We start from the raw sequence: 23,118 nt of genomic DNA, 5'->3' as shown, positions 1-23,118 counted from the left end.
GATGGACCGCAGCGTTAGCAGCTTACAGCCGCCGTGGCCGAAACTGCCGAAGAAAATACCACAGTAAGCAGCGCAGTGAAAAAGGAGCTTGCCTATCCTTGATGCACCGTTTTTTTCCTTCTACACTGTGGCAAATATCTGGTGTTATGTTTTTTTCATTTCTCCTGTCATCCATGCCTGATCGCACAGGGCTGTTCCTTTCACAGTATCACCCTTTCCCATATACGATTTCCCCAGCATAAACATAATAAAAGGATTATTGGGCTGCAAATGTAACAACTCTTTCCATTCTTCCACAGCTTCTTCATAACATCTCTGCCGGTAAAAGGCATGCGCCAGCTGGTATAATACCTGCTCATCCTTCGGATAATACCGCCTGACCTCATACAGGCAGTGAATACCCGCATCTGTCTGCAGCGATAATAATTCCATACAAGCGTGTATACACGCCCGGTAGTCGCCCAGTTGTGCGTAGGTAAGCGCCAGTTGATGCAGGATGCTTACGTCGGCGGGGGCCTCGGTACGCGCCTGCTCCAGTGCTTCCATTGCCTGGTCATACTGTCCGAGGTAATAACTGCAGAAACCTGTCAGCCGGCTTGTTTTCACAGCGCCCAGTTGTTGCGCTTTCCGGGTATACAGTAATGCGTTGGCATATGCTTTCTGCTCAAAATAAAGACTCCCCAGTTCACTATACGCAGCAGTAAAGCTGCTGTCTGTCCGGATAGCCGCTACAAAATACTGCCGGGCTTCGGCTTCTTTGCCGGATCTTTTACACGCCAATCCTTCCTGGTAAAGGCGTTTGGCCTTAGACCATACAGCAGGCGATGTAGCCCATGCCGTGTTGGCAGTGGCTACCTGCATCAGAAAATAAATAAACAGGATAAGCTGGCGGTTTTTCATTCGTCGCGGTCTTTCGGCTTCCGGACAAATATATATAATATTTAATTTATAAACACTATCGTTAAAATAATAATATATCACCAGCCAATTTTACCCCTGCAAATCTCCGCCGGAGAAAGACAGCGGCAACAGATCATTGGCACGGCTCACCACATATACCTTTCCGTTTAATCCGCCCAGTATCAGCCGGATCGGCGCCTGTTGTTTCTGCTCATACTCTGCGAGCGCCTGGCGGCACATACCACAAGGGGAAATGGGACGGGAACTATCGCCATTCAGGTTGTGATAACTGATGGCAATGGTTTCGATATCTACACCCGGATATACAGAAGCAGCACTGGCCAGCGCCACTCTTTCTGCACAAAGGCCGATCGGGAAAGAAGCGTTTTCCTGGTTAGAGCCGGCAACAATTTCTCCGTTCACCAGGCGCATGATAGCACCCACCTGAAAATGGGAATAAGGGGCATAGGCATGCGCAGTCACGGCACGGGCTTCTTTCAACAGCCAGGCATCTGCTTCATCCAGGCCGGTAATATCGTTATATACCAGGTATTCGAATTGTTGTAATTGTTTTTCCATGTAAAAAAGATAATGGGTACTTACGTATAGTCTTTCAGGTTAACTTGCTCCCCTTCTGCGGGGCTAAAGACAACTACGGACCGGCAATGTGCCGATCCGTAATTTACTTTAAATTATATTTCCTGCCATTGGTTAGCGGATATTTCTGAAGAGGCGTCCCCAGCGGATACCACCTTCGCCGTAGCTCATCCAGATCAGCCACGCTTTACCTACCACGTGATCTTCCGGTACAAAGCCCCAGTAACGGGAATCCAGGGAGTTATTCCGGTTATCCCCCATCATCCAGTAATAGTTCATTTTGAATGTATAGGAGTCGGTTGCCTGTCCGTTAATCACGAAACGGCCGTCTTTTCTTTCCAGGGTATTGCCTTCGTACACCCGTATGATACGGTCGTAGATCGCAATATTGCTGTCGTTCAGTTTTACGGTAGCGCCTTTCTTAGGAATGTACAGCGGACCGAAGTTTTCGTCTGTCCATTTGTAATGGGCGGTATCGTGCGGGAATAAGTTGCTGTAGTTGAAATCCACATAATTGGATTCTTCATACACAGTCACATTTTTAACAATCGGGAACTGTTTCAGTGCGGCGGCATTTTCCGGTGTCAGGTTGTAGATGTATTTGTTACCATCAAACGCAAATTCCGGTAAGGCAGAAATTCCCAGTTCTTCCAACCGGCTGCCATTCAGCTGATCGCCGGTGGTTTCTACCACATATTTATGCTGGCTGCCGGCAGGTACCGGCGCTGGTTGGCCGTTTACATATACCGCGCCATGAATGATCTGCAGCGTGTCGCCGGCTTCCGCCATACAACGCTTAATATAGTTTTCCCGTTTATCTACCGGGCGGTGAATAATTTTAAAGGAGTTGTTAACTGCCTGCCAGCCGTTTTGTCTTACAGAATTATAATAGCTGGGATCAGCAGAGCCAATAGCTACCGTATCGCCTTCGGGGAAGTTGAATACCACTACATCATAGCGTTTGATATCAGAAAACCCGGGTAAACGTTTGTATTTCCATTGTACCGCTTCTGAATAAGCTTTGGCCGATTCCGTAAAAGGAAGGGTGTGGTGCACAAAAGGAACCGCCAGCGGCGTCATAGGAATACGAGGTCCGTAACTTACCTTGCTCACAAACAGGAAATCGTTTACCAGTAAGGTTTTTTCCATGGAAGGCGTAGGGATCGTATAAGCCTCAAAAATAAATGTGCGGATAAGCGTGGCTGCTATAATAGCGAAGATACCAGCGTCTAACCATTCCCGTGCCGTAGATTTCTTTTTCTTTGGCTGATTGTCTTTATTTTTTTTCCAAAATGCCAGGTTCATTCAGTTGCGCTTATTAGATGCTTAAAAAGGCAAATATAATATTCTGTTGGCAGGGTATTGCTTTTCCTGCACAAAAGTTTTCTTAAAAATAGCTTAAGATTACCTATTATCTATTTTTACAATATTACAATACCCGGGCTGAAAAACCAGGAATTTTATGGGGGAAGATGTTGATTTCTTGTGGTAACAGGCCAGCAGCCGCTCTCCTACAGGCTGGCTGCGAGGATTTCGTTGATAGCGGCCGCCCGGTTCAGCACCATGAAGTGCCCGCCATCCGGAATCACATGCGTAGGTTTCACATACCTGACCGGGAAAGTCATGTCTTTGGCGCCGTGGATGTGTAGCACATCTTCCGGCAGTACCTCATTTTCCCAGTGCAGTACGGCATTAACAGCCCATCGAAGATAAGTATAGTCGCGTTTGGACAGGTACTCCGTGAGCAGCTGCATTTCGGCTTCCGTTTCGATGTTGAGGAATCGTTTTACCACCAGGCTTCTATGCTGGTACAGCAGCCGGTCTGGCAGCCGGTGCAGGCCCAGTTTCCGGGCCCATTTGTAGTAAGGTGGCTTTTCGCCGGACAGCTTAATGGTAGATACAAGGATATTCTTTTCTACTGGCCGGTGCCTGGCTATTTCCAGGCTCATAATGCCGCCGAAGGATACGCCAAACAAAATGACAGGCCCATCAACCGTAATACCGGCCGCCATGCGGGCAGCATAACTGCTGATGGGCTCATCCTCCCGCTGTGGAGCGATCCACGGCAGGAAATGCACCTGGTAGTTTTCGGGAAAGCGCAGGTTGTTAAAAATGCGCTCATCGGCTCCCAGTCCACTAATAAGATACAGGTGTTTTTGCATATAGCTGATTAAGAGCTTACTTTCTTCTTATCGCGGTTAGGTACCACAAAATCGTCTACATCTTCTGCTGAAATGGTTTTACCAGACAGGATGATCAGTCTTTCCACCACGTTCCGCAGTTCCCGGATATTACCCGTCCAGTTGTGTTGCTGCAAAGCTTTCATGGCCTCTTTATCGATGCCTTTACGGGCAATGCCATAGTCACTGCAAACGCTGTCCAGGAAGCTATCTACCAGCAAAGGTACGTCTTCACGGCGGTCGTTGAGTGCAGCCACGTGAATGAGGATAACGCTTAACCGGTGATAAAGGTCGAGACGGAAGTTTTTATCTTCCACTTCTTTCAGCAGGTCTTTATTGGTAGCAGCAATGACACGTACATCTACACTGATTTCCTTATCGCCGCCCACCCGGGTGATTTTTCCTTCCTGCAGGGCGCGCAGCACTTTGGCCTGCGCACTGAGGCTCATATCCCCGATTTCATCCAGGAAAAGGGTACCGCCGCTGGCCTGTTCGAATTTACCAATGCGTTGTTTTACCGCAGAGGTAAAGGAACCTTTTTCGTGGCCAAACAGTTCACTTTCTATCAGTTCACTGGGGATAGCTGCGCAGTTGACTTCCACCAGCGGAGCAGCGGCGCGGTTGCTGCGTTCATGCAGCCAGCGGGCCACCAGTTCCTTACCAACACCGTTTTCACCGGTAATCAGTACGCGGGCGTCTGTAGGCGCTACCTTTTCGATGGTTTCTTTGATTTTCAGGATAGAAGCAGAACTCCCGATCATTTCCGGCACCTTGTTCACCTTACGGCGCAGGGTTTTGGTTTCAGTGACCAGGGTTGTTTTATCCATTGCATTACGCAGGGTAATGAGCAAACGGTTCAGATCCGGTGGTTTGGAGATATAATCATAGGCTCCTTTTTTCACCGCATCTACCGCTGTATCAATGTTACCGTGACCGGAAACCATCACAATGGGCACATCAGGATTTACTTCCCTGGCTTTTTCCAGGAATTCCAGTCCGTCCATTTTAGGCATTTTGATATCGCATAATACGGCATCGTATGCCTTTGCCTGGAACATTTTAAACCCTTCCATCCCATCCGCTGCCTCTTCTACTTTGTATCCCTCATAACTCAGGATCTCAGTCAGGGTTTTACGGATACTTTTTTCGTCATCTATTATTAAAATGTTAGCCATAGTAAGTTTAAAGATTTTGCATTCTCCGGCGCAGGCCGATTATTATACAGCGGTCAAAAATAAAGATTAATCAGTTATAATTGCGGGATATCTACGATCATTATTTCATATGCAGGCTCTCATTACCATTGTACCCTACCGGCCGGAATGGCCGGAGGAATTCCGCACCATCGCGCAACAATTACAGACCCTCCTGGGGCCCGCCGCCCTGGCCATCGATCATATTGGCTCCACCAGCGTACCTGGCCTGGCTGCCAAAGATGTGATTGACATTCAGGTAACCGTGGCATCGCTGGAAGAACCGGCACTCGCCCAACTGCCCCAGCTGGGCTTTGAACGCCTGTGGCACATTACCGGCGACCACCGGCCACCGGGCAGGGATGACCTGCCGGAAGCCGATTTAAAAAAGCAATTTTACCGTAAAACGGAAAGAAGTGTAAATTTACATATACGGGTGACCGGTACATTCAATCAGCGTTATCCCCTGCTGTGCCGCGACTATCTCAGGTCGCATCCTTATGCCGCCAAAGCATACGGTGAGATCAAACAGCAACTGGCCCGGTATTTCCCTGATAACGCCGATGCATATTATGATATAAAGGACCCCGTATTTGATATTATCATGGAAGGCGCCTATGCGTGGGCGGTGGCGGAAAATAAATAAATAATTCCGGGACCAGACCTGCAGGTTTTGCTAAATCATCATTAGTCTACTAACTTTACAGGATTTATGTGTAAATTATCTTTTATACAAGCGATCTGATATCTGTAATTCCATCCGCATATGAATGATTTTCTGGAAGAACTAAAGCGGAGACACCAATTAGCGGCGGCAAATGCGTTTCCGGCTACCGGAGCAGTCAATGAATTTGCCTCCAACCTGATTAATTGGTTATTTCCTGAACATACCGGCCAGGTAATGGCCGATCCGGTATTGGAGCAGTATGCCATCTTACTGGAGCTGCAGCTGCAACAATTACTGCAGCCGATGAACCACCAGTTACCCACCGACGCCGCCAGCATCAGCAAGGCTTTTATGGCGCAGGTTCCCCTGATCTATGATGAACTGACGAAAGATGCAGAAGCCATTTATCAGGGCGACCCGGCAGCTACCTGTATGTATGAGGTCATCCGTTCCTATCCGGGGTTTTATGCCATTGCGTTTTACCGGGTGGCACATGCCCTGTATGAGCTGAAAATACCTTTACTGCCCCGGATGATCACGGAACTGGCACATGCCCGCACAGGCATCGACATACACCCTGGCGCCACTATTTCACCCTGGTTCTGTATTGACCACGGCTCCGGCATAGTGATCGGGGAAACCTGTGTGATAGGACCGCACGTGAAGCTGTATCAGGGCGTTACACTGGGCGCGCTCAGTATAGAAAAAACGATGGCCCGCAGCAAACGGCATCCGACCATAGAAGAACACGTGGTTATCTATGCCGGCGCCACCATACTCGGCGGCGACACTACCATCGGGCATCATAGCATCGTGGGCGGGAATGTGTGGGTGATTAAAAGCGTGCCCCCGTTTTCAAGGATTTATTATAAAGCGGAACATAAATTTTCAGAAACCACCCAGGAATAGCCGGGGTTTACCAGGGACAAACCCGCTTGCGAAAAACAGGCGGCGCAGGTTCCTTCCGTATGCCAACCGGACATGCTGGTTCGTAAAAAATCTTCACCATGGCTTCAATTTTAGACCTGGTAGGCAACACGCCTATGGTCGAACTCAAACATGTAACCGTTAATCCGGATGTAACGATATATGCCAAACTGGAAGGCACCAACCCAGGTGGCAGTGTGAAAGACCGGGCCGCCTACGGCATGATCAAAGGCGCGCTGGACAGGGGCGATATACAACCCGGCATCAAACTGATCGAAGCAACCAGTGGTAATACCGGCATTGCGCTGGCCATGATTGCCAACCTGTTTCAGCTGGAAATAGAGCTGGTTATGCCGGCAGATTCCACCCAGGAAAGGGTACTGACCATGGAAGCTTACGGCGCTAAAGTGATACTTACCCCCAAGGAACAATCCATGGAGGGCGCCATCGATTATGCCAATGCCCGCGTAGCGGAAGGCGGCTACTTCATGCTGAACCAGTTTGCCAACCCCGACAACTACGGCATGCACTACAAAACCACCGGCCCTGAAATCTGGCGGGATACCAATGGCGGCGTTACGCACTTTGTCAGTGCCATGGGTACCACCGGTACCATCATGGGCGTATCGCGCTATTTAAAGGAACAAAATGCGGATGTGCAGATTGTAGGCTGCCAGCCTACCGATGGCTCAAAAATTCCCGGTATCCGGAAATGGCCGGAGGCTTATCTGCCTAAAATATTTGAAAGACCCCGGGTAGACCGGATTATGGATATTTCGGAAGAAGAAGCCCGGATCATGACCAAACGACTGGCCAAAGAGGAAGCCGTATTCTGCGGGATGAGCAGTGGCGGCGCCATCGCGGCGGCGGTGAAGATCTCACAGGAATTACGTAGCGGCGTAATCGTTAGTATCATCTGCGACCGGGGCGACCGTTACCTGTCCAGCGACCTGTTTTTGTAAAAACAACCTCTTTATATAGCAAAAGGCAGCGGAAACAGATGTTTCCGCTGCCTTTTATATGTTTTAAGCCGTTGGCTTATTTCTTCATGTACATTACTTCCTTCACCAGTTTCACAGTACGCTCCACATCCGGCAGGTACATTTTCACCAGGTTAGGCGCATAGTGCATAGGCGCATCGATCGCTGTAATACGACGAATCGGTGCATCCAGGTAGTCGAAACCTTCTTTCTGGATACGGTAGGAAATCTCAGAAGAGATGCTGGCGAATGGCCACTGCTCTTCCACGATTACCAGGCGGTTGGTTTTCTTTACAGATTCCAGGATGGTAAACCAATCCAGCGGACGAATCGTACGCAGGTCAATTACTTCCGCTTCGATACCTTCTTTTGCCAGTTCTTCTGCAGCACCCAGCGCAACTTTCATCATTTTGTTGAAAGATACGATGGTCACATCTTTACCAGCACGTTTGATATCAGCTTTACCAATCGGAATGATGTATTCTTCTTCCGGTACTTCGCCCATGTCGCCGTACATCAGTTCACTTTCCATGAAAACAACCGGATCGTCGTCGCGGATAGCCGCTTTGAGCAAACCTTTTGCATCATAAGGATTGGAAACAGATACTACTTTCAGGCCCGGAATATTGGCATAGTAACTTTCGAATGCAGTAGAGTGTTGCGCTCCCAGCTGTCCGGCAGAACCGTTAGGTCCACGGAAAACGATCGGGCAACCTACCTGGCCACCACTCATGGCCAACATTTTGGAAGCGGTATTGAGGATCTGATCCAGTGCGAGTACCGCGAAGTTCCAGGTCATGAACTCCACCACAGGACGCAGGCCATTCTGAGCAGCACCTACTCCAATGGCAGCAAACCCAAGTTCTGCAATCGGCGTGTCAATAACACGTTTTGGACCAAACTCATCCAGCATTCCCTGGCTCACTTTATAAGCACCATTGTATTCGGCTACTTCCTCCCCCATAAGGAACACCCGTTCATCACGGCGAAATTCCTCCTGCAGGGCTTCTCTTAAGGCTTGTCTGAAAGCTATCTGACGCATGCTATTCTTAATTGAAAGTTTAAATACCTTATTAAAAGGCAGGGCAAAAATATCGTTTGTTCACGAAAAAGCAAAGTAAACACAGGATTAATAATTATTATACCTCCTCCGGACCGCTTTCTTTACTATTAATTATAATAAATACATATATTTATATTTTTAAATTCTTAACCATCTCCTTCAACAGCTGCATGTTGTCATGATTACCATCACTCTCCTGTCCCTGTGCTTTCTGACCGCACTCTCCTGCCGTATAAAAAAAGTAAAGGCACCGGTTATCCGTACCCTCACCTGGTACTTTCACCTGCTGTTTCTTTTTCTTTCTGTCATCTGTCTTTTCCTGATGCTGAACAACTATGGCTTTAAAGGTACGCAGACCGAAAGGGTATTTTTTACCCTGTATGCTGGCACCGGCATGCTGTTATTCGGCCTCACGCCCCCCGGCAACGATGCCCGGTATGCTTACCTGCTGTGCTTCTTCGGCTTTCCGTTCGTGCTCCTGCTGGGCCTCCTGCTACCGCCCCTGCGTACCCTTACGCTGATAGCCGGTATCACCCTCCTGTCTGACAGCGACTTTCAGCGCTTCAACATCGACCACGACTTCACCCTGCAAACCAAAACCACCGGCATCCTGTCTGCCTATCCGCAATACAGCCTGGTGGAAGATAAATACCTGTTATTCGAGAAGATTACGCCGGATGTGATCAGTCCCCGGGCGCCATTACGCGCCCTGAAAATGAGTAAGCAGGGTACTGACAGCGTACGTATTCAGCTAAGATCTACCCGCAACCGGATGGATACAACCTTACTGATGAAAAGATAAACAGCCGGTCAGACCAGCCAAAAAAAATTACGCATCTTCCCAACAACAGCTGTTGCTTCGGGAAAATGCGTAATCCGAAAATTTAGTTCCGTTATACTTTTTCGATAATAATAGCGCTTGCACCGCCACCACCATTACAGATACCTGCCACGCCATAGCGGGCATTGTTCTCGTGCAGGATAGCGTTGAGGGTGACTACAATACGGGCGCCACTGCAACCAATCGGATGGCCCAGCGCTACCGCACCGCCCCATACATTCACTTTATCGAGTGATATGCCGAGGTCTTTTGCATTGGCAATGGGTACGCAGGAGAAAGCTTCATTTACTTCTGCGAAATCCATATCCCCAATGGTCAGATTGGCTTTCGCCAATGCCTTGTTGATAGCTTTCACCGGGGTGGTAGTAAACCATTCCGGCGCCTGGGAAGCATCTGCAAAACTGATGATTTTAGCCAGCGGCTTCAATCCCAGCTCTTTCAGCTTTTCTCCGCTCACCAGCACCACTGCGGCCGCACCGTCGTTGAGGTTGGAGGCATTGGCAGCAGTAATGGTACCATCTTTCTGGAAAGTAGGTTTCAGCGTAGGTATTTTTTCGAAGATTACTTTTTTATAGTCTTCATCTTCTGCGATGGTAACGGGTTGTTTACCTGCTACGGTTACCGGTACTATTTCAGCTTTGAAGGAGCCCTTTTCCCATGCAGCAGCAGCGCGTTTGTAGGATTCTACCGCATAGGCGTCCTGGTCTTCGCGGGTGATTTTGTATTCCGTAGCACACAATTCACCGGCGTTGCCCATATGGTAATCTTTATACGGGTCCCATAAACCATCGCGGATCACGCCATCGATCACGTTGCCATGTCCCAGTTTATAACCGGTACGGGCCTTATCGAGATAGTAAGGCGCAGCGCTCATGTTTTCCATACCACCGGCTACCACGATGTCATTGTCGCCCAGCTGAATGCTTTGCGCCGCCAACATAATGGATTTCATACCGGAAGCACATACCTTATTCACTGTGGTACAGGGTACGGTATTAGGTAAACCCGCGCCCAGGCTGGCCTGGTTGGCAGGGGCCTGGCCCAGATTGGCACTGATCACATTTCCCATATATACCTCATTCACTGCAGCAGCATCAATACCTGCTCTTTCCAGTGCAGCTTTAATCACTGTAGCGCCGAGCTGAGTAGCCGGAACGCCGGACAGTGCGCCATTGAACGCACCTATCGGTGTACGGACAGTGGCAACTATAAATACTTCTTTCATCTGATAAATAAGATTGATTTGGCCTGTTGATAATCTCCAAATATAACGAATTCGCGGTATCAAAAGACGCGTCGGCTCCGAAGATCATCACAACCGCCATCGGCCTGCATTCTGCCTGTATTGCGGCAGCCGCCTGTCCGGAATTCGTATTTCTATCGTATGTTTGCAGTTGCTTTGATCATACCGTGATATCACAAAACACCATACAACAGATACTCAGCCGCATAGATATTGTGGAGATAGTGGGTTCCTTCGTCAAACTGAAAAAGCGGGGCGCCAACTACATGGGCCTGTGTCCTTTTCACAATGAGAAGTCCCCGTCCTTTACCGTATCCCCCAGCAAAGAGATCTATAAGTGTTTTGGTTGCGGCGCCAGTGGTAACTCCATCAGCTTCATCATGGAGCATGAAAAGTATTCCTATGTGGAAGCGTTACGCTGGCTGGCACAGAAGTATCAGGTGGAAGTGGAAGAAACAGAAGTTAGTCCGGAGCTGAAACAACATCAGCAACTGGCGGACAGCCTGTTTATCATCAACAATTTTGCGAAGGAATATTTTACGGATACCCTCTTCAACGCAGAAGAAGGACAAAATGTAGGCCTCAGCTATTTTGAAGAGCGGGGTTTTACACAGGAAACCATCCGGAAGTTCCAGCTGGGATACTGCCTCAACACGCGCGACGCGTTTGCACAAACCGCGCTGGCCAAAGGCTATAACCTGGAATACCTGCAAAAAACAGGGCTGGTCACCATCCGCAATGAACAACCGGCAGACAACTACCGGGGCAGGGTGATCTTTCCCATCCACAACCAATCAGGGAAAGTGCTGGGATTCGGCGCCCGTATCCTGGTTAAATCCGACCGGGCACCCAAATACATCAACTCTCCCGAAAACGAAATCTACATCAAAAGCCGGGTCCTGTATGGTACCTACTTTGCACGGCATGCCATCGACAAGCTCAATGAATGTCTGCTGGTAGAAGGCTACACCGATGTGATTTCCCTGCACCAGGCAGGTGTGGAAAACGTAGTCGCCTCCAGTGGTACCTCTCTTACCCAGGAGCAACTGCGGCTGATAAAAAAATATACCAAAAACCTCACAATCCTGTACGACGGGGATGCTGCCGGTGTGAAGGCCGCCCTGCGCGGACTGGACATGGCCATTGAAGAAGGCCTGAACGTGAAGCTGGTACTGCTGCCCGACAAAGAAGACCCGGACAGTTATGTACAAAAAATAGGCGCGGAAGCTTTCCGTACTTTCATTGAAGAACACAAGCAGGACTTCGTGCTCTTTAAACTGCAGCTCACCATGCAGGAAGCCGGCAACGACAGCAACAAAAAGTCGCAGCTGGTCAATGAAATTGCAGAAACCATTTCCCGCATCGACAAGGCGGAAGACTTTACCCGGCAACAGGACTACATCCGGCAATGCAGCCAGCTGCTGCACATCGATGAGCAGGGACTGATAGCGCTGGTCAATAAATACATCCGCGAACGCCTGGTAAAAAGGGAACAGCAACAAGCCCGCAATCACCCTGCGCCCAGCGACGACACCCTCAGCGACGAAGCCATAGCCGCGATGGAAGCTGCCGAAACCGGCGTTTCTGTAGAATCACTGCTCAACGGCGACGAAAAACAGGAAAAGGAACTGGTAAAAATACTGCTGCGTTTCGGAGATAAACCGTTTAGTGAAGAAGAGCAGAATACCGTGGCAGATTATATCTTCCACCTGCCCTATGACTTTGAAGCCCTGGCAGAGAGTGAGTTGGTGAAAAGAATATTAAGGGAATATAAATTACTGTACGATGCCGGCAATCTGCAGGATAAAAAATGGTTCCTGTATCACGAAGACCAGGTGTTGTCCAAACAGATCGCCAATATCCTGGAAGACAAGGAAGCGGACCTGAGTATCAACTGGAAGAACCGCTTTGAAATTGATACGGTATATGGAGATAATGCCTATTTAAAAGATACCATCTCCACCACCAATTATCTTATTCTCCGTAAGATCAAAAAACTGATCCTGGAAAACCAGGAGGAAGCCAGAAAGGCGCCCGATACCGATCAGCTGATGCGCTGCCTGGAAATGCAGATGCACCTCAAATCGCTGGAAAAGGAACTGACCCAGGGTATGGGTACCGTTATTTTCAAGTAGTCAACGCCGTTAGTTAGTGTATTCTTCTTTCCCATACCTGGAAAGAAAAAGGATATTGATTTTTCTCATCGGCTTCATGCCGCTCATCCCGTACCAGGTTCCAGTCGGTAGCATCCATACCCGGGAAAAAGGCATCTCCCGGTACCACAGCATATACACGGGTCAGATAGATCCGGTCTATTTGTTGCCAGGCCTGTTCAAAGATCTGGGAACCACCGGTAACAAAAATTTCCGGTTCCCCGAAAGAGCGGGCTTTTTCAATGGCTTCTTCAATGGTATTGGTCACATATACTCCTTCCTGCTCATAATCCGCCTGGCGGGTAATCACGATATTAGGACGGCCAGGCAATGGCTTACCCAGAGACGCAAATGTTTTACGCCCCATGATAATGGGTTTCCCCATCGTGGTATTTTTAAAATATTTCAGGTCGGCAGACAACCGCCAGGGCAATTGATTATTGATACCGATCACATTATTCTCTGATGCGGCGACGATGATGGATATGATCATATGTTACGGTAATTATATGGCTACCGGTGCTTTGATAGCCGGGTGGAACTGATAGTTTACCAGTTCAAAATCCTCATAGGAGAATGCAAAAATGTCCTTTACAGCAGGATTGATTTTCATCACCGGCAGCGGGAAAGGCTGGCGGCTCAATTGCAGCTGCGCCTGTTCCGTATGATTGCTGTACAGGTGTACATCACCAAAGGTGTGGATAAAATCGCCTGCGTCCAGGTCACATACCTGCGCCATCATCATGGTTAATAAGGCGTAGGAAGCAATATTAAATGGTACGCCCAGGAATACATCTGCACTCCGCTGGTACAACTGACAACTCAGTTTACCACGCGTTTCGCCTTTAGCTGTATCAGCCGGCGTTACATAAAACTGGAAAAGACAATGACAAGGGCTAAGGGCCATTTCGGACAACTCGCCCACATTCCAGGCATTCACGATAATCCGGCGGGAGTCTGGATTATTACGGATGGTATTAACGGCTTCTGTAATCTGGTCTATCACCTGACCGCTCCGGGTTTCCCAACTGCGCCACTGTTTACCGTATACCGGTCCCAGGTCGCCGTTTTCGTTGGCCCATTCGTCCCAGATGCTCACCCCGTGTTCTTTTAACCAGCCGGTATTGGTATCACCTTTTAAAAACCACAATAATTCATAGATGATGGATTTCAGGTGTAATTTTTTAGTGGTTACTACCGGAAAACCTTCCTGCAGATTAAAGCGCATCTGATACCCGAAACAACTGGTAGTGCCGGTTCCGGTACGATCTGTTTTAACGCTGCCTTCTTTGATAATATGTTGTAATAAAGATAAATACTGGTCCATAAGGCGGCAAGTTACGAAGATTTTTGGGTTGTAAAATATAACATAATAAAGGCAAATAAAAAAAGTGAAAATCGTTACAAATTTGCGTAATCTGCCAACCGATTCTAACGTTACAACAATTGCCACATAGTGAGAAAGCGCTGTAGTACCGGGAGTATAACGAAAAACCGAGGTTACCCACTCCCCTGCAGCAGATCATGTAAGTGAAAGCCATTAGTGTATTTTATATTTTGAAGTAAACCTATTTTAAACAACCAAAAATCTGACATCAATGCATCCTGCAAACAGCACCAGGTTATGCACATAAACATGTAACCGCTTTATCAATCATTCATTTTATTTAAACCAAAAACGTATGCTTCTACCAAAATCCAGTTTACTGGTACTGTTATGCTTATGCAGTACCCTGGCCCTTTTTGCTCAACAAAACCTTACAGGAAAAGTGAAAGATGCAGTGAATGGCAGCGCTATTCCCGGCGCCACCGTACGGGTTCCTAACAGCAGCAGAGGCGCCATATCCGATGCCTCCGGAACCTTCTCCCTATCCGTTCCCGCCGGCACCTCCAATATTACGATCAGCTCCACCGGCTACAAAACCAAAACAGTGGCGGTTACCGCCAGCAGCGGGCCACTCAGCATCCTGCTGGAAGAAGACTTTTCGCGGTTAGATGAAGTAGTGGTAACAGGTCTGGCTACCACGGTAAAAAGGCGTAACCTGGCGAATGCCGTAGCTACGCTATCAGCCAGAGAGCTGACCGGTGTGGCGCCGGCCCAGACTTTCGACGCTGCCCTCAGCGGGAAAGTACCAGGCGCCCTCATCACCGCCAACTCCGGTGCGCCTGGCGGCGGTATCTCGGTGAAGCTGCGCGGTATTACTTCCGTATTTGGGAACTCCCAGCCGCTGTATGTGGTAGATGGTGTATTCTTCAATAACAGCAGTATCCCCGCAGGCCTGAATGATGTAACCGGATCTGCCACTGCCGGTAACCCCAACAACCAGGACAATCCCTCCAGCCGTATTGCGGATCTGAACCCGGAAGATATTGAGAACATCGAAATCCTGAAAGGCGCTTCCGCTGCTGCGATGTATGGCGCAAAAGCGGCTGCAGGTGTGGTATTGATCACCACTAAAAAAGGAAAGGCCGGTAAAACAAAAATTACGGTCAACCAGGAAGTTGGTTTTGTAAAAGTGCGGCACCTCCTGGGCGTACGTAACTTTACCCCCGAAACCGCTGCCGACCTGGGTGGTAAATCCGATAGCAAAGACTCTATTGTAATAGCTACCCGCGCCCGTTACCGCGCCGCTTTTCTGAAAGCGCAAAGTGAGGGCAAAATCTATGATTACGAAAAAGAACTCTACGGACAAACAGGTATATTATTAAACACCGGTATTGCCCTCAGTGGCGGATCGGACAGAACTACTTTTTATCTCGCCGGTAACCGGCGGCAGGAAACAGGTATCATCAAAAATACCGGTTATCTCAACAGTTCTGTACGCCTGAACGTAGACCATAAATTAAGTGATCGTGTAACCGTTGGCGTTACCACCAATTATATCAACTCTTCTTCCGACAGAAGTGTGACCAACAACGATAATAACGGTGTATCCCTGGGGGTAGCTCTTGCCAACACCCCTTCTTTTGTAGACCTGTTTCCCAATGCACTGGGAGAATATCCCCGGAACCCTTTTGCCAGCTCCAACCCTATCGAAACAAGAGACCGGGTGATCAATAATGAAAGCACCAACCGCTTTGTAGGCGGCGCCAATCTGGATATACGGCTGCAACAGAACAGCCGCTCCACGACCCGTTTTGTGGCCCGCGGCGGGGTAGACTATTTCAACTACAAAACCGTAGCCCTCTTCCCCCGCGATCTGCAGTTCGAAGAAAAAGGACAGCAGGGACATGCGATCCAGGGTAATACCAATAACCTCAATACCAACCTGGGTGGCTTTTTTGTGAATACGTTCACACCCAATGAAAACTTTACCTTAACCAGTACCGCCGGCGCCACCCTGGAAACCGGTTATCTGGACAATATGGTCACCGTAGCTACCAACCTCATTGCAGGTCAGAGCAACGTAGACGCCAGCGGTAATACCGCTACCCGGCAGTTTCGGCAGAAGTACCGGGATAACGGGTTATTCATACAGGAAGACCTCTCCCTGATAGACGCTATCACTTTCAGCGCCGGCGTACGTTTTGACCGGTCTACCAACAACGGTGACTACAAAAAATATTATGTATTTCCCAAGGGCTCCCTGTCCTGGAATATCTCCAAAATGAAGTTCTGGCATAGCAGCACCATCAACAACCTGAAGATCCGTGCAGCCTACGGCCAATCCGGTAACGTACCGCCCTATGGCAGTAAGTTCACGGGTATGCTGGGCAGCAACATCGGCGGCTTCCCAGGCATCCTGGTAGACAACCTGCTGGGTAATGCCGACATCAAACCAGAGCGGCAGACTGAATTTGAAACCGGTGTGGACATCAGTTTACTGGATGGACGCATTGGCCTGGAAGCGACCTACTACAAAAAAACCATTTATGACGTGTTGTTAAGACATGCACTTCCCAGTGCTACCGGTTATGCCTCTGAGTGGAAGAACAGCGGCGACCTCCAGAACCAGGGTGTGGAACTGGGCCTGACCATCGTTCCGGTAAATACCAAACAGGTAAGATGGAGCGCTAACCTCAACTGGTGGTTGAACCGCTCCAAAGTCACCAAGCTGATTATTCCGCCTTATGCCATCGGCGCCTTCGGTAACTCCCTGGGTACTTTCTACCTCGAAGAAGGTAAACCTGCCACCCAGATAAAAGGTACCGTAGGTGATGACCTGAAACTGATCGGTAATTCCGAACCTAAATTCCAGATGAGTTTCTTCAATGAAATTACCCTCTTCAAAAACTTCTCCCTGCGTTTCCTGCTACATTGGAAAAAAGGCGGCGACAACATCAACCTGACGCAGTTATTATCTGATCTGGGTGCTACAACAGCCGATTTCGATGATCCTGTTAATGGCGCCAAAATGGGCGTATACCGGCCTAATGCCGGCGACGCTTCTTTGTATGTACAGGATGCTTCGTATGTGCGTTTACGTGAGATAGGATTTTATTACAATGTACCCCTGAAAAATACCAAAACCATCAAGGGTATCCGGCTGGGTATATCTGCCAATAACTTCTTCACCTGGACCAATTATGTAGGCTATGATCCGGAAGTATCCAACTTCGGCAGTAACACCCTCACCACCTCTCAGACACGCGGTAGCATTGGCTTATCCACGGGTGTGGATGTGATGCCGTTTCCTGCTTCCAAACGGGGTAGCTTCCATGTTGGTATTGATTTCTGATTATCCTTTCTCTCTTAAAAATTATAACATATGAAAACATACTTCCCATATATATTTCTCCTGGTATCCTTTATCTGCCTGCAAGCCTGTCAGAAAGGAGAAATCAACAGTCTGAACACGCCTACTGTAGATGAGATCATCAAAAACCCCAGCAAAAGCGATCTGTATAACCTGGTTACCGGCGCAGAATCCGGCATGCGCAACAACTTTAGCGTGTACCTGGATATCACCGGCATGATTGGCCGGGAAAGCTATCGTTTCTCCGGCTCAGAGCCCCGGTATACCACCGACATTCTGGGCGGCGGTACCAAAACACTGGACAACAACACCTTTTATCTGACCAATCCGTGGGCAGCCCGCTACCAGGTCATCCGCCAGTGTTTTATCATTATCGAAGCCACCAAAAATGCCAGACCTGAAATTGCCACCGAAGCGCAGAAAAAAGCATATTATGGTTTTGCCAAAACCCTCATCGGCTATCAGCTGTTGCTCAATATCAACCTGACCGATTCCAATGGCGCCCGGATACCGGTAGCAGACAATACACAACTGGGAGATATTGTGAAAGATCCACAGAAAGTATACGATGCCATTATCGGCTTCCTGGATGCCGGAAAAGCCGATCTTACCGGGGCTGATGTACCTTTCCCCTTGTCTTCCGGATTTAACGGCTTTAAAGATGCTGCAGGGCTGATTAAATTCAACCGCGCCATCGCCGCCCGGGTACAGCTGTATCGTAAAAACTGGACCGGCGCCCTGACAGCCTTAAGTGAATCTTTCTATTCGCTGGACGGTGATTTCAATACCGGCATCAATCACGTATTTTCCACCAATGGTGGCGACCAGCCCAATCCATTATTCATTGCGCCTAATTCCAATGGAGATGTGCGGTTGGCACACCCTTCATTTGAGCAGGATACGATTGGGGGAGACGACCGGCTGAACAAAACCAGTGTCCGGATTTCACCAGCCAGCCAAAGCGGCTTAACCAGCAACCGGGATGTGATTATCTGGACCTCCCTGAGTGCGCCGGTAAGCCTGATCCGCAATGAAGAACTGATCCTCATTTATGCAGAAGCCAAATTGCAGACCAATGCCTTTACCGAAGCAGTAAAAGCACTGGACCGTATCCGGGCAGGTCATCACCTGCCTCCTTATAAGGGCAAGGAAAATGCGACTGAATTACTGCAGGATCTCTTATACCAGCGCCGTTATTCCCTCTTCCTGGAAGGACACCGCTGGATAGACCTGCGTCGGTATCGCCTGCTCAATACGCTCCCTATTGACAGAGCTGATGATGATGTTTGGAGTAAGTTCCCGATTCCACAGGCAGAAAGTAATATCTGATAACAACCAGTCGGAATAAAAATAGTTACGCCTTGTGCAAAAGCGAAGTCTTTTACACAAGGCGTAACTATTTTTTAATACATTATTTTAGAGCGCTCTCCGCTTCAGTTCTTTTCTGATCAGTCCCAGCTCACGTCCCATCTGGCCGGCAATGGAAGTATTTTCCTGCGCGCGGCGAATGAGGTATGGCATCACATCTTTTACCGGACCATACGGCAGGTATTTGGTTACATGATAACCGGCATGTGCCAGGTTAAAGGTGATGTTGTCAGACATCCCCAGCAGCTGGGAGAAGTTGACATGCGGGTGATTATGCGGAATACCTTTACTGTCCATCGTACGGGCAGCCAGCATACAGCTGTTTTCATTGTGGGTACCAATAAATACACTCAGTTTATCGAGGTTATCGATGCATAATTGTACAGCGGCATCGTAGTCTTTATCGGTAGCCGCTTTACTGGGCTGAATAGGTGTAGGATAATTCAGCTCCGCAGCGCGTTTGTTTTCTTTCTCCATATAAGCACCCCTTACCAGTTTGGCGCCCAGCAGGTAACCTGCCTGCGTTGCCTTCTGCAGTGATACTTTCAGGAAATCGAAACGATCGTGGCAATACATCTGGAAAGTATTGTACACAATCACTGTGTTTTTGTTGAACAAAGACATCATTTCGTCTGTGAGTTCATCTACCGGACCCTGTATCCAGGATTCTTCCGCATCTATCAGCAAACCTACCTTGTGCTGGGCAGCAGCTTCGGCAATGGCATACACGCGGGAACGTACCCGGGTATATTCCTGCTGTTCCTGCGGCGTGAGGGTTTCACGTGCATGTAATTTTTCCAGCAGTTCAAATCTGGCAAAACCAGTAATTTTTATGGCGATGAAAGGAATATCCGGTTTGGAAGCAGCATATTTGATAGCACGGATAAATTCCGGTACGGCAGCATCGTAGCTATGTTCACCTTCCATGGCTTCCACTCCGTAATCCAGTACTACCCCTACATGATAATTACCCAGTTGTAAAGCTGTGTGTGCTGCTTCTTCGAGGGTTTCCCCACCACAGAACTGCGAGAAGATGGTACTTTTAATGATTCCTTTTATTGGCAGTCTTAGTTTAAACGCCAGCGGAGTCATAATTGCACCGAATTTAACCAGCCAGGGCTTCCCGATATTGCTAAAGAGAAAGTCGGCCTTTTTAAGTGCTTTATCGGTTTTTGCTTCAAATGCAATAGCCGTATTATCGAATGATAAAGGTAGCTGCTTTTCCATGGGCCGCAAAGTTAGGGTGCCCCTTCCTCTTAAACAAAAATCATTATAATATCAGTATATCTTTTTAAAAACATAATCAGAAATTGTCTATTGCTTCGCAAAAATTGTTGCAGCGGGCTAATCAGAGCGGTTAATTTTATTTACTTTTAGCGTTTTTCTATTACATATAAACTTCCCGGTATATGCTTTTTACCTTTGATGTTATCGGCAAACGCCCCTGCAGATCCCTACCGGTATATCTGCTCATTACGGGAGCCTTGCTCAGTAGTTGCCAGTCTGCACAACCGGCCGATACCCTGACTGCCCTGCAGCAACCAGGCGTACACTACACTACCTACAAAGGAGAAACCGGTCGCCGGACCCTCGTTACACTACCCGATAGTTCCCGCGTACAACTCAATGCCGCCAGTACGTTACAGGTACCTGACAACTATGGCAACGGCAAAAGATCCGTGTTGCTGGATGGAGATGCTTTTTTCACCGTACAGCCGGCCACAGACAGCTTCATCGTCACTTCCGACAAACTGCGGGCAGCCGGACCGGACGCCACTTTCAGGATGCGGTCGTTTGCTGCACAGCATGGTGCAACCGTGTATCTCCTCCATGGTAAAATACAAGTAGGCAAATCCTATCATTCCGCTACCGATAATCAACCGGAAATACTGGAACGGGGACAGATGATTCTGGCGAATAATGATATCGACCTGATGGAAAAAGAAACCTATCACCCGGAAGAACTGGAAGCATGGGTGTCTGACACGCTGGTGATCCGCGATGCCAATGTAATGGCCGTTTCCCGGATACTGGAAGACTGGTTCGGGATAGATACCGAAATCCGGGGCGACGCCTCTAAAGCACGTATCATTTCCAACGCCGCTTACTACAACGCCACACTGGAAGATGTACTCAGCAACCTGAGTTCCCAGCAGGATTTTACCTACAAAATCAAAGGCAACAAAGCCATTCTGACATTCAAAAACTAAAGCCTGCTTTTACATAAAAAAGCTTTCCGCAGCCGATGCCGCGGAAAGCTTTTTACTTCATAGCCGTAGTATCCTACATCGCCGCACCCAGTTTCACCAGCAGCTCCTTGGTTTTGCGGATACCTTCTTCTTCCGGCAATACATTGCCTTCATATTCGATCCCGATATAACCGGTATAACCGGCATCCTTCACAATTTTCAGCATCCGTTTGTAGTCGATGGTGGCCTCTTCACCGGCGTCATTAAAGTCGTATGATTTGGCGCTGACACCTTTCGCAAAAGGCATCAGTTCTGTTACGCCTTCGTAGCGGTCATATTCTTCCAGGCAGGTTGTTTTAGCCCAGGCTTCCGGCGTATTGCTTTCCGGTTTGGTTCTTTTGATACAGAAATTGCCCAGATCCGGCAAAGTACCGCAGTTAGGCTGGTTCACCGTTTTCATGATACCGCTCAGCCATTTGCCATTGGACGAGTTGCCACCGTGGTTTTCTACGATCACGCTAATGCCATGATCTTTTCCGAAAGCCGACAGTTTGGAAAGCGACTCCGCAGCCGCTTTGGCTACTTCCTCCGCACTACCTTCTCCTGCAGCATTGACCCGGATAGCATGACAACCCAGGTATTGCGCGGCTTCTACCCATTTGTAATGGTTTTCTACGGCCTTTAATCTTTTCTTCACATCCAGGTCGCCCATCTCTCCTTCGCCGTCGCACATAATTAATACACTATGCACATCGTTATCGGCACAACGTTTTTTCATTTCGGCCAGATAAGCCTGGTCTTTGGCTTTGTCTTTGAAAAACTGGTTGACATACTCCACACCACTGATGCCGAAGTCATTTTTGGCGCGGATAGCAAAGTCCAGGTGATCCATTTTACCGGCAAATAATGCTTTATGGAAGGACCATTCTGCCAGGGAAATTTTAAAGAACAGCTCCCGTGCATCGGCTGGTGTTACACCCGCAGCAGCGCTGCTGTCTTTTTCATTATGGCGGGTAGATTTACCTTCGTTGCAGGCTGCCAGTACGGATGGCAGTATGCCCATTCCCATGGTGTAAATTCCCATTTGCCGCAGGAACTGACGGCGATTATTCATATTGCTCATATAACGTGGGTTTAAAAAGTTAACGGTAATAAAAATATTCTTTTATACGGGGGAATGCAAGCATCTGCCCGGAAAATTCCGGCAGATTACTTTCCGAAAGGAATACAGGAGGGCAGGTCATACCTGGCAGCAACGGTTGCTGCCGCCGCTTTCAGCGCCGCTGCATAGGCCGGAGGCACCTGATTATTTTGGCTGAAAAGACGCGTATACGCATCATGATACTGCGGATAATATTTTTTTACAGTTGCCAGCACCAGCGTTTTGCTATCTTCCGGTTGTTCGCCCCATAGGGTGAGTGACGCCGGAAATACATAACGGGCGCCATGTTCGTGGAATGCCTGGTACATTTCCTCCAGCTGAACGGGCATATCTGTAATAAAGGGCAATAAAGGCATCCCGCTGACGCCCGTCATAAAACCTGCCGCCGCACAGGCTTGCAGTGCCTGCAAACGCGCTGCCGGATCGGGTGCGCCGGGCTCAAACTGCCGGGCGATAAGGGTATCTGTAGTGGTAAAAGAGAAGGTGATGAATACCTTATGCTGGTATGCGGTAAGGTCTGGCGGCAGGATCGCCGCTTCATTGATTTGCCGGAGCAGGTCCAGGTCGCGGAGTACGAGGGGCGATTTGGTAATGATATGCACCGGAAAACGGTATTCCAGCAACAGTTCCAATACCTGGCGGGTGAGCAGTTCTTTTGCTTCTATGGCCTGGTATGCATCGGTGACCGACGACAGCACCACAAATCCTTGTTGCTGCTTACGCGCCCTGGCGGCCAGCTGCCGGCGAAGGATGTCTGTAACACCCGTCTTCACCGACAGCTTTTCTGCCATATTAATACCGTATTTACTACCACGTATATAACAATACAAACAGTTGTAGGCACAACCGCTATACGGGTTGATAGTATAATCATCCAGGAACCAGGGGTCCCGTTTTTTCGTTTTATTCAGTACCGATGTTACCGTAATATACCTGGGCATATATGCGTTGTCGATTA

Annotated in this window: 20 protein-coding genes; 8 read left to right on the top strand and 12 right to left on the bottom strand. The window is 48.6% G+C overall.

Annotation, left to right across the window (positions count from 1 at the left end; translation table 11 throughout):
* Positions 1–144: 144 nt before the first annotated feature.
* The 5 genes from OL444_RS10240 to OL444_RS10220 all read right to left on the bottom strand — a co-directional run bounded on the left by OL444_RS10240 (position 145) and on the right by OL444_RS10220 (position 4,852).
* Positions 145–900: a tetratricopeptide repeat protein gene (locus OL444_RS10240; protein ID WP_264733307.1), complete on the bottom strand. Its 756-nt coding sequence runs from the start codon at positions 898–900 to the stop codon at positions 145–147.
* 90 nt (positions 901–990) lie between these two features.
* Positions 991–1,479, bottom strand: coding sequence for a cytidine deaminase (locus OL444_RS10235; protein WP_264733308.1), 489 nt, complete (start codon positions 1,477–1,479; stop codon positions 991–993).
* A 132-nt stretch (positions 1,480–1,611) separates the two neighbouring features.
* A complete protein-coding gene (gene lepB / locus OL444_RS10230) occupies positions 1,612–2,802 on the bottom strand; it encodes a signal peptidase I (protein ID WP_264733309.1) in 1,191 nt (396 codons plus the stop codon).
* A gap of 206 nt (positions 2,803–3,008) precedes the next feature.
* Positions 3,009–3,659, bottom strand: a complete 651-nt coding sequence (locus OL444_RS10225) for an alpha/beta fold hydrolase (protein WP_264733310.1) — start codon at positions 3,657–3,659, stop codon at positions 3,009–3,011.
* Positions 3,660–3,667: 8 nt separating this feature from the next.
* Positions 3,668–4,852: a sigma-54-dependent transcriptional regulator gene (locus OL444_RS10220; RefSeq protein WP_264733311.1), complete on the bottom strand. Its 1,185-nt coding sequence runs from the start codon at positions 4,850–4,852 to the stop codon at positions 3,668–3,670.
* 109 nt (positions 4,853–4,961) lie between these two features.
* Between OL444_RS10220 and OL444_RS10215 the strand changes: the two genes are divergently transcribed.
* The 3 genes from OL444_RS10215 (at position 4,962) to cysM (ending at position 7,426) form a co-directional block, all read left to right on the top strand.
* Positions 4,962–5,516 (top strand): GrpB family protein, encoded by a 555-nt coding sequence (locus OL444_RS10215; RefSeq protein WP_264733312.1) that lies wholly within the window; start codon positions 4,962–4,964, stop codon positions 5,514–5,516.
* A gap of 120 nt (positions 5,517–5,636) precedes the next feature.
* Complete coding sequence (locus OL444_RS10210) at positions 5,637–6,446, top strand: serine O-acetyltransferase (protein ID WP_264733313.1); 810 nt, start codon at positions 5,637–5,639, stop codon at positions 6,444–6,446.
* A gap of 98 nt (positions 6,447–6,544) precedes the next feature.
* Positions 6,545–7,426 carry a cysteine synthase CysM gene (cysM, locus tag OL444_RS10205; RefSeq protein ID WP_264733314.1) on the top strand — a complete coding sequence of 294 codons (882 nt, stop codon included), beginning with the start codon at positions 6,545–6,547 and terminating at the stop codon, positions 7,424–7,426.
* Between the two features lie 76 nt (positions 7,427–7,502).
* Here cysM and OL444_RS10200 read toward each other — a convergent pair whose 3' ends face one another.
* Positions 7,503–8,486, bottom strand: coding sequence for a pyruvate dehydrogenase complex E1 component subunit beta (locus tag OL444_RS10200; protein WP_264733315.1), 984 nt, complete (start codon positions 8,484–8,486; stop codon positions 7,503–7,505).
* 199 nt (positions 8,487–8,685) lie between these two features.
* Between OL444_RS10200 and OL444_RS10195 the strand changes: the two genes are divergently transcribed.
* The gene (locus tag OL444_RS10195; protein ID WP_264733316.1) at positions 8,686–9,309 is read left to right on the top strand and encodes a hypothetical protein; all 624 of its coding nucleotides are present in this window, start codon (positions 8,686–8,688) and stop codon (positions 9,307–9,309) included.
* A gap of 91 nt (positions 9,310–9,400) precedes the next feature.
* Here OL444_RS10195 and OL444_RS10190 read toward each other — a convergent pair whose 3' ends face one another.
* The gene (locus OL444_RS10190) at positions 9,401–10,573 is read right to left on the bottom strand and encodes an acetyl-CoA C-acyltransferase (RefSeq protein WP_264733317.1); all 1,173 of its coding nucleotides are present in this window, start codon (positions 10,571–10,573) and stop codon (positions 9,401–9,403) included.
* 26 nt (positions 10,574–10,599) lie between these two features.
* On the opposite strand from OL444_RS10190, the gene dnaG reads away from it, so the two are divergent.
* Entirely contained in the window at positions 10,600–12,726 is a 2,127-nt protein-coding gene (dnaG, locus tag OL444_RS10185; protein ID WP_264733318.1) for a DNA primase, read from the top strand.
* 13 nt (positions 12,727–12,739) lie between these two features.
* On the opposite strand, the gene OL444_RS10180 is transcribed toward dnaG, so the two are convergent.
* The gene (locus tag OL444_RS10180; protein ID WP_264733319.1) at positions 12,740–13,237 is read right to left on the bottom strand and encodes a dihydrofolate reductase; all 498 of its coding nucleotides are present in this window, start codon (positions 13,235–13,237) and stop codon (positions 12,740–12,742) included.
* 12 nt (positions 13,238–13,249) lie between these two features.
* Positions 13,250–14,071 carry a thymidylate synthase gene (locus tag OL444_RS10175; protein ID WP_264733320.1) on the bottom strand — a complete coding sequence of 274 codons (822 nt, stop codon included), beginning with the start codon at positions 14,069–14,071 and terminating at the stop codon, positions 13,250–13,252.
* A 355-nt stretch (positions 14,072–14,426) separates the two neighbouring features.
* Between OL444_RS10175 and OL444_RS10170 the strand changes: the two genes are divergently transcribed.
* Together OL444_RS10170 and OL444_RS10165 are read left to right on the top strand one after the other, a co-directional pair.
* On the top strand, positions 14,427–17,423 hold the full coding sequence (locus OL444_RS10170; protein WP_264733321.1) for a SusC/RagA family TonB-linked outer membrane protein: 2,997 nt from the start codon (positions 14,427–14,429) through the stop codon (positions 17,421–17,423).
* A gap of 30 nt (positions 17,424–17,453) precedes the next feature.
* Positions 17,454–18,770 carry a RagB/SusD family nutrient uptake outer membrane protein gene (locus OL444_RS10165; protein WP_264733322.1) on the top strand — a complete coding sequence of 439 codons (1,317 nt, stop codon included), beginning with the start codon at positions 17,454–17,456 and terminating at the stop codon, positions 18,768–18,770.
* Between the two features lie 87 nt (positions 18,771–18,857).
* On the opposite strand, the gene OL444_RS10160 is transcribed toward OL444_RS10165, so the two are convergent.
* Positions 18,858–20,036, bottom strand: coding sequence for a proline dehydrogenase family protein (locus OL444_RS10160; RefSeq protein ID WP_264733323.1), 1,179 nt, complete (start codon positions 20,034–20,036; stop codon positions 18,858–18,860).
* Between the two features lie 182 nt (positions 20,037–20,218).
* On the opposite strand from OL444_RS10160, the gene OL444_RS10155 reads away from it, so the two are divergent.
* Positions 20,219–21,019, top strand: coding sequence for a FecR family protein (locus OL444_RS10155; RefSeq protein WP_264733324.1), 801 nt, complete (start codon positions 20,219–20,221; stop codon positions 21,017–21,019).
* A 73-nt stretch (positions 21,020–21,092) separates the two neighbouring features.
* On the opposite strand, the gene OL444_RS10150 is transcribed toward OL444_RS10155, so the two are convergent.
* Both OL444_RS10150 and OL444_RS10145 read right to left on the bottom strand, forming a co-directional pair.
* Positions 21,093–22,121 carry a sugar phosphate isomerase/epimerase family protein gene (locus tag OL444_RS10150; protein WP_264733325.1) on the bottom strand — a complete coding sequence of 343 codons (1,029 nt, stop codon included), beginning with the start codon at positions 22,119–22,121 and terminating at the stop codon, positions 21,093–21,095.
* A gap of 86 nt (positions 22,122–22,207) precedes the next feature.
* On the bottom strand, positions 22,208–23,101 hold the full coding sequence (locus OL444_RS10145) for an SPL family radical SAM protein (protein ID WP_264733326.1): 894 nt from the start codon (positions 23,099–23,101) through the stop codon (positions 22,208–22,210).
* Between the last annotated feature and the right edge of the window lie 17 nt (positions 23,102–23,118).

This window comes from Chitinophaga nivalis (assembly GCF_025989125.1).
GTDB classification, from domain to species: domain Bacteria; phylum Bacteroidota; class Bacteroidia; order Chitinophagales; family Chitinophagaceae; genus Chitinophaga; species Chitinophaga nivalis.
The sequence above is the reverse complement of the archived record's forward strand: the minus strand, read 5'-3'. Positions and strand labels throughout refer to the sequence as shown.

Bases quoted from the DNA above. Each gene is read 5' to 3' on its own strand.
- OL444_RS10240 (WP_264733307.1), bottom strand. From the start codon at position 900: ATGAAAAACCGCCAGCTTATCCTGTTTATTTATTTTCTGATGCAGGTA.
- OL444_RS10235 (WP_264733308.1), bottom strand. From the start codon at position 1,479: ATGGAAAAACAATTACAACAATTCGAATACCTGGTATATAACGATATT.
- lepB (WP_264733309.1), bottom strand. From the start codon at position 2,802: ATGAACCTGGCATTTTGGAAAAAAAATAAAGACAATCAGCCAAAGAAA.
- OL444_RS10225 (WP_264733310.1), bottom strand. From the start codon at position 3,659: ATGCAAAAACACCTGTATCTTATTAGTGGACTGGGAGCCGATGAGCGC.
- OL444_RS10220 (WP_264733311.1), bottom strand. From the start codon at position 4,852: ATGGCTAACATTTTAATAATAGATGACGAAAAAAGTATCCGTAAAACC.
- OL444_RS10215 (WP_264733312.1), top strand. From the start codon at position 4,962: ATGCAGGCTCTCATTACCATTGTACCCTACCGGCCGGAATGGCCGGAG.
- OL444_RS10210 (WP_264733313.1), top strand. From the start codon at position 5,637: ATGAATGATTTTCTGGAAGAACTAAAGCGGAGACACCAATTAGCGGCG.
- cysM (WP_264733314.1), top strand. From the start codon at position 6,545: ATGGCTTCAATTTTAGACCTGGTAGGCAACACGCCTATGGTCGAACTC.
- OL444_RS10200 (WP_264733315.1), bottom strand. From the start codon at position 8,486: ATGCGTCAGATAGCTTTCAGACAAGCCTTAAGAGAAGCCCTGCAGGAG.
- OL444_RS10195 (WP_264733316.1), top strand. From the start codon at position 8,686: ATGATTACCATCACTCTCCTGTCCCTGTGCTTTCTGACCGCACTCTCC.
- OL444_RS10190 (WP_264733317.1), bottom strand. From the start codon at position 10,573: ATGAAAGAAGTATTTATAGTTGCCACTGTCCGTACACCGATAGGTGCG.
- OL444_RS10180 (WP_264733319.1), bottom strand. From the start codon at position 13,237: ATGATCATATCCATCATCGTCGCCGCATCAGAGAATAATGTGATCGGT.
- OL444_RS10175 (WP_264733320.1), bottom strand. From the start codon at position 14,071: ATGGACCAGTATTTATCTTTATTACAACATATTATCAAAGAAGGCAGC.
- OL444_RS10170 (WP_264733321.1), top strand. From the start codon at position 14,427: ATGCTTCTACCAAAATCCAGTTTACTGGTACTGTTATGCTTATGCAGT.
- OL444_RS10165 (WP_264733322.1), top strand. From the start codon at position 17,454: ATGAAAACATACTTCCCATATATATTTCTCCTGGTATCCTTTATCTGC.
- OL444_RS10160 (WP_264733323.1), bottom strand. From the start codon at position 20,036: ATGGAAAAGCAGCTACCTTTATCATTCGATAATACGGCTATTGCATTT.
- OL444_RS10155 (WP_264733324.1), top strand. From the start codon at position 20,219: ATGCTTTTTACCTTTGATGTTATCGGCAAACGCCCCTGCAGATCCCTA.
- OL444_RS10150 (WP_264733325.1), bottom strand. From the start codon at position 22,121: ATGAGCAATATGAATAATCGCCGTCAGTTCCTGCGGCAAATGGGAATT.
- OL444_RS10145 (WP_264733326.1), bottom strand. From the start codon at position 23,101: ATGCCCAGGTATATTACGGTAACATCGGTACTGAATAAAACGAAAAAA.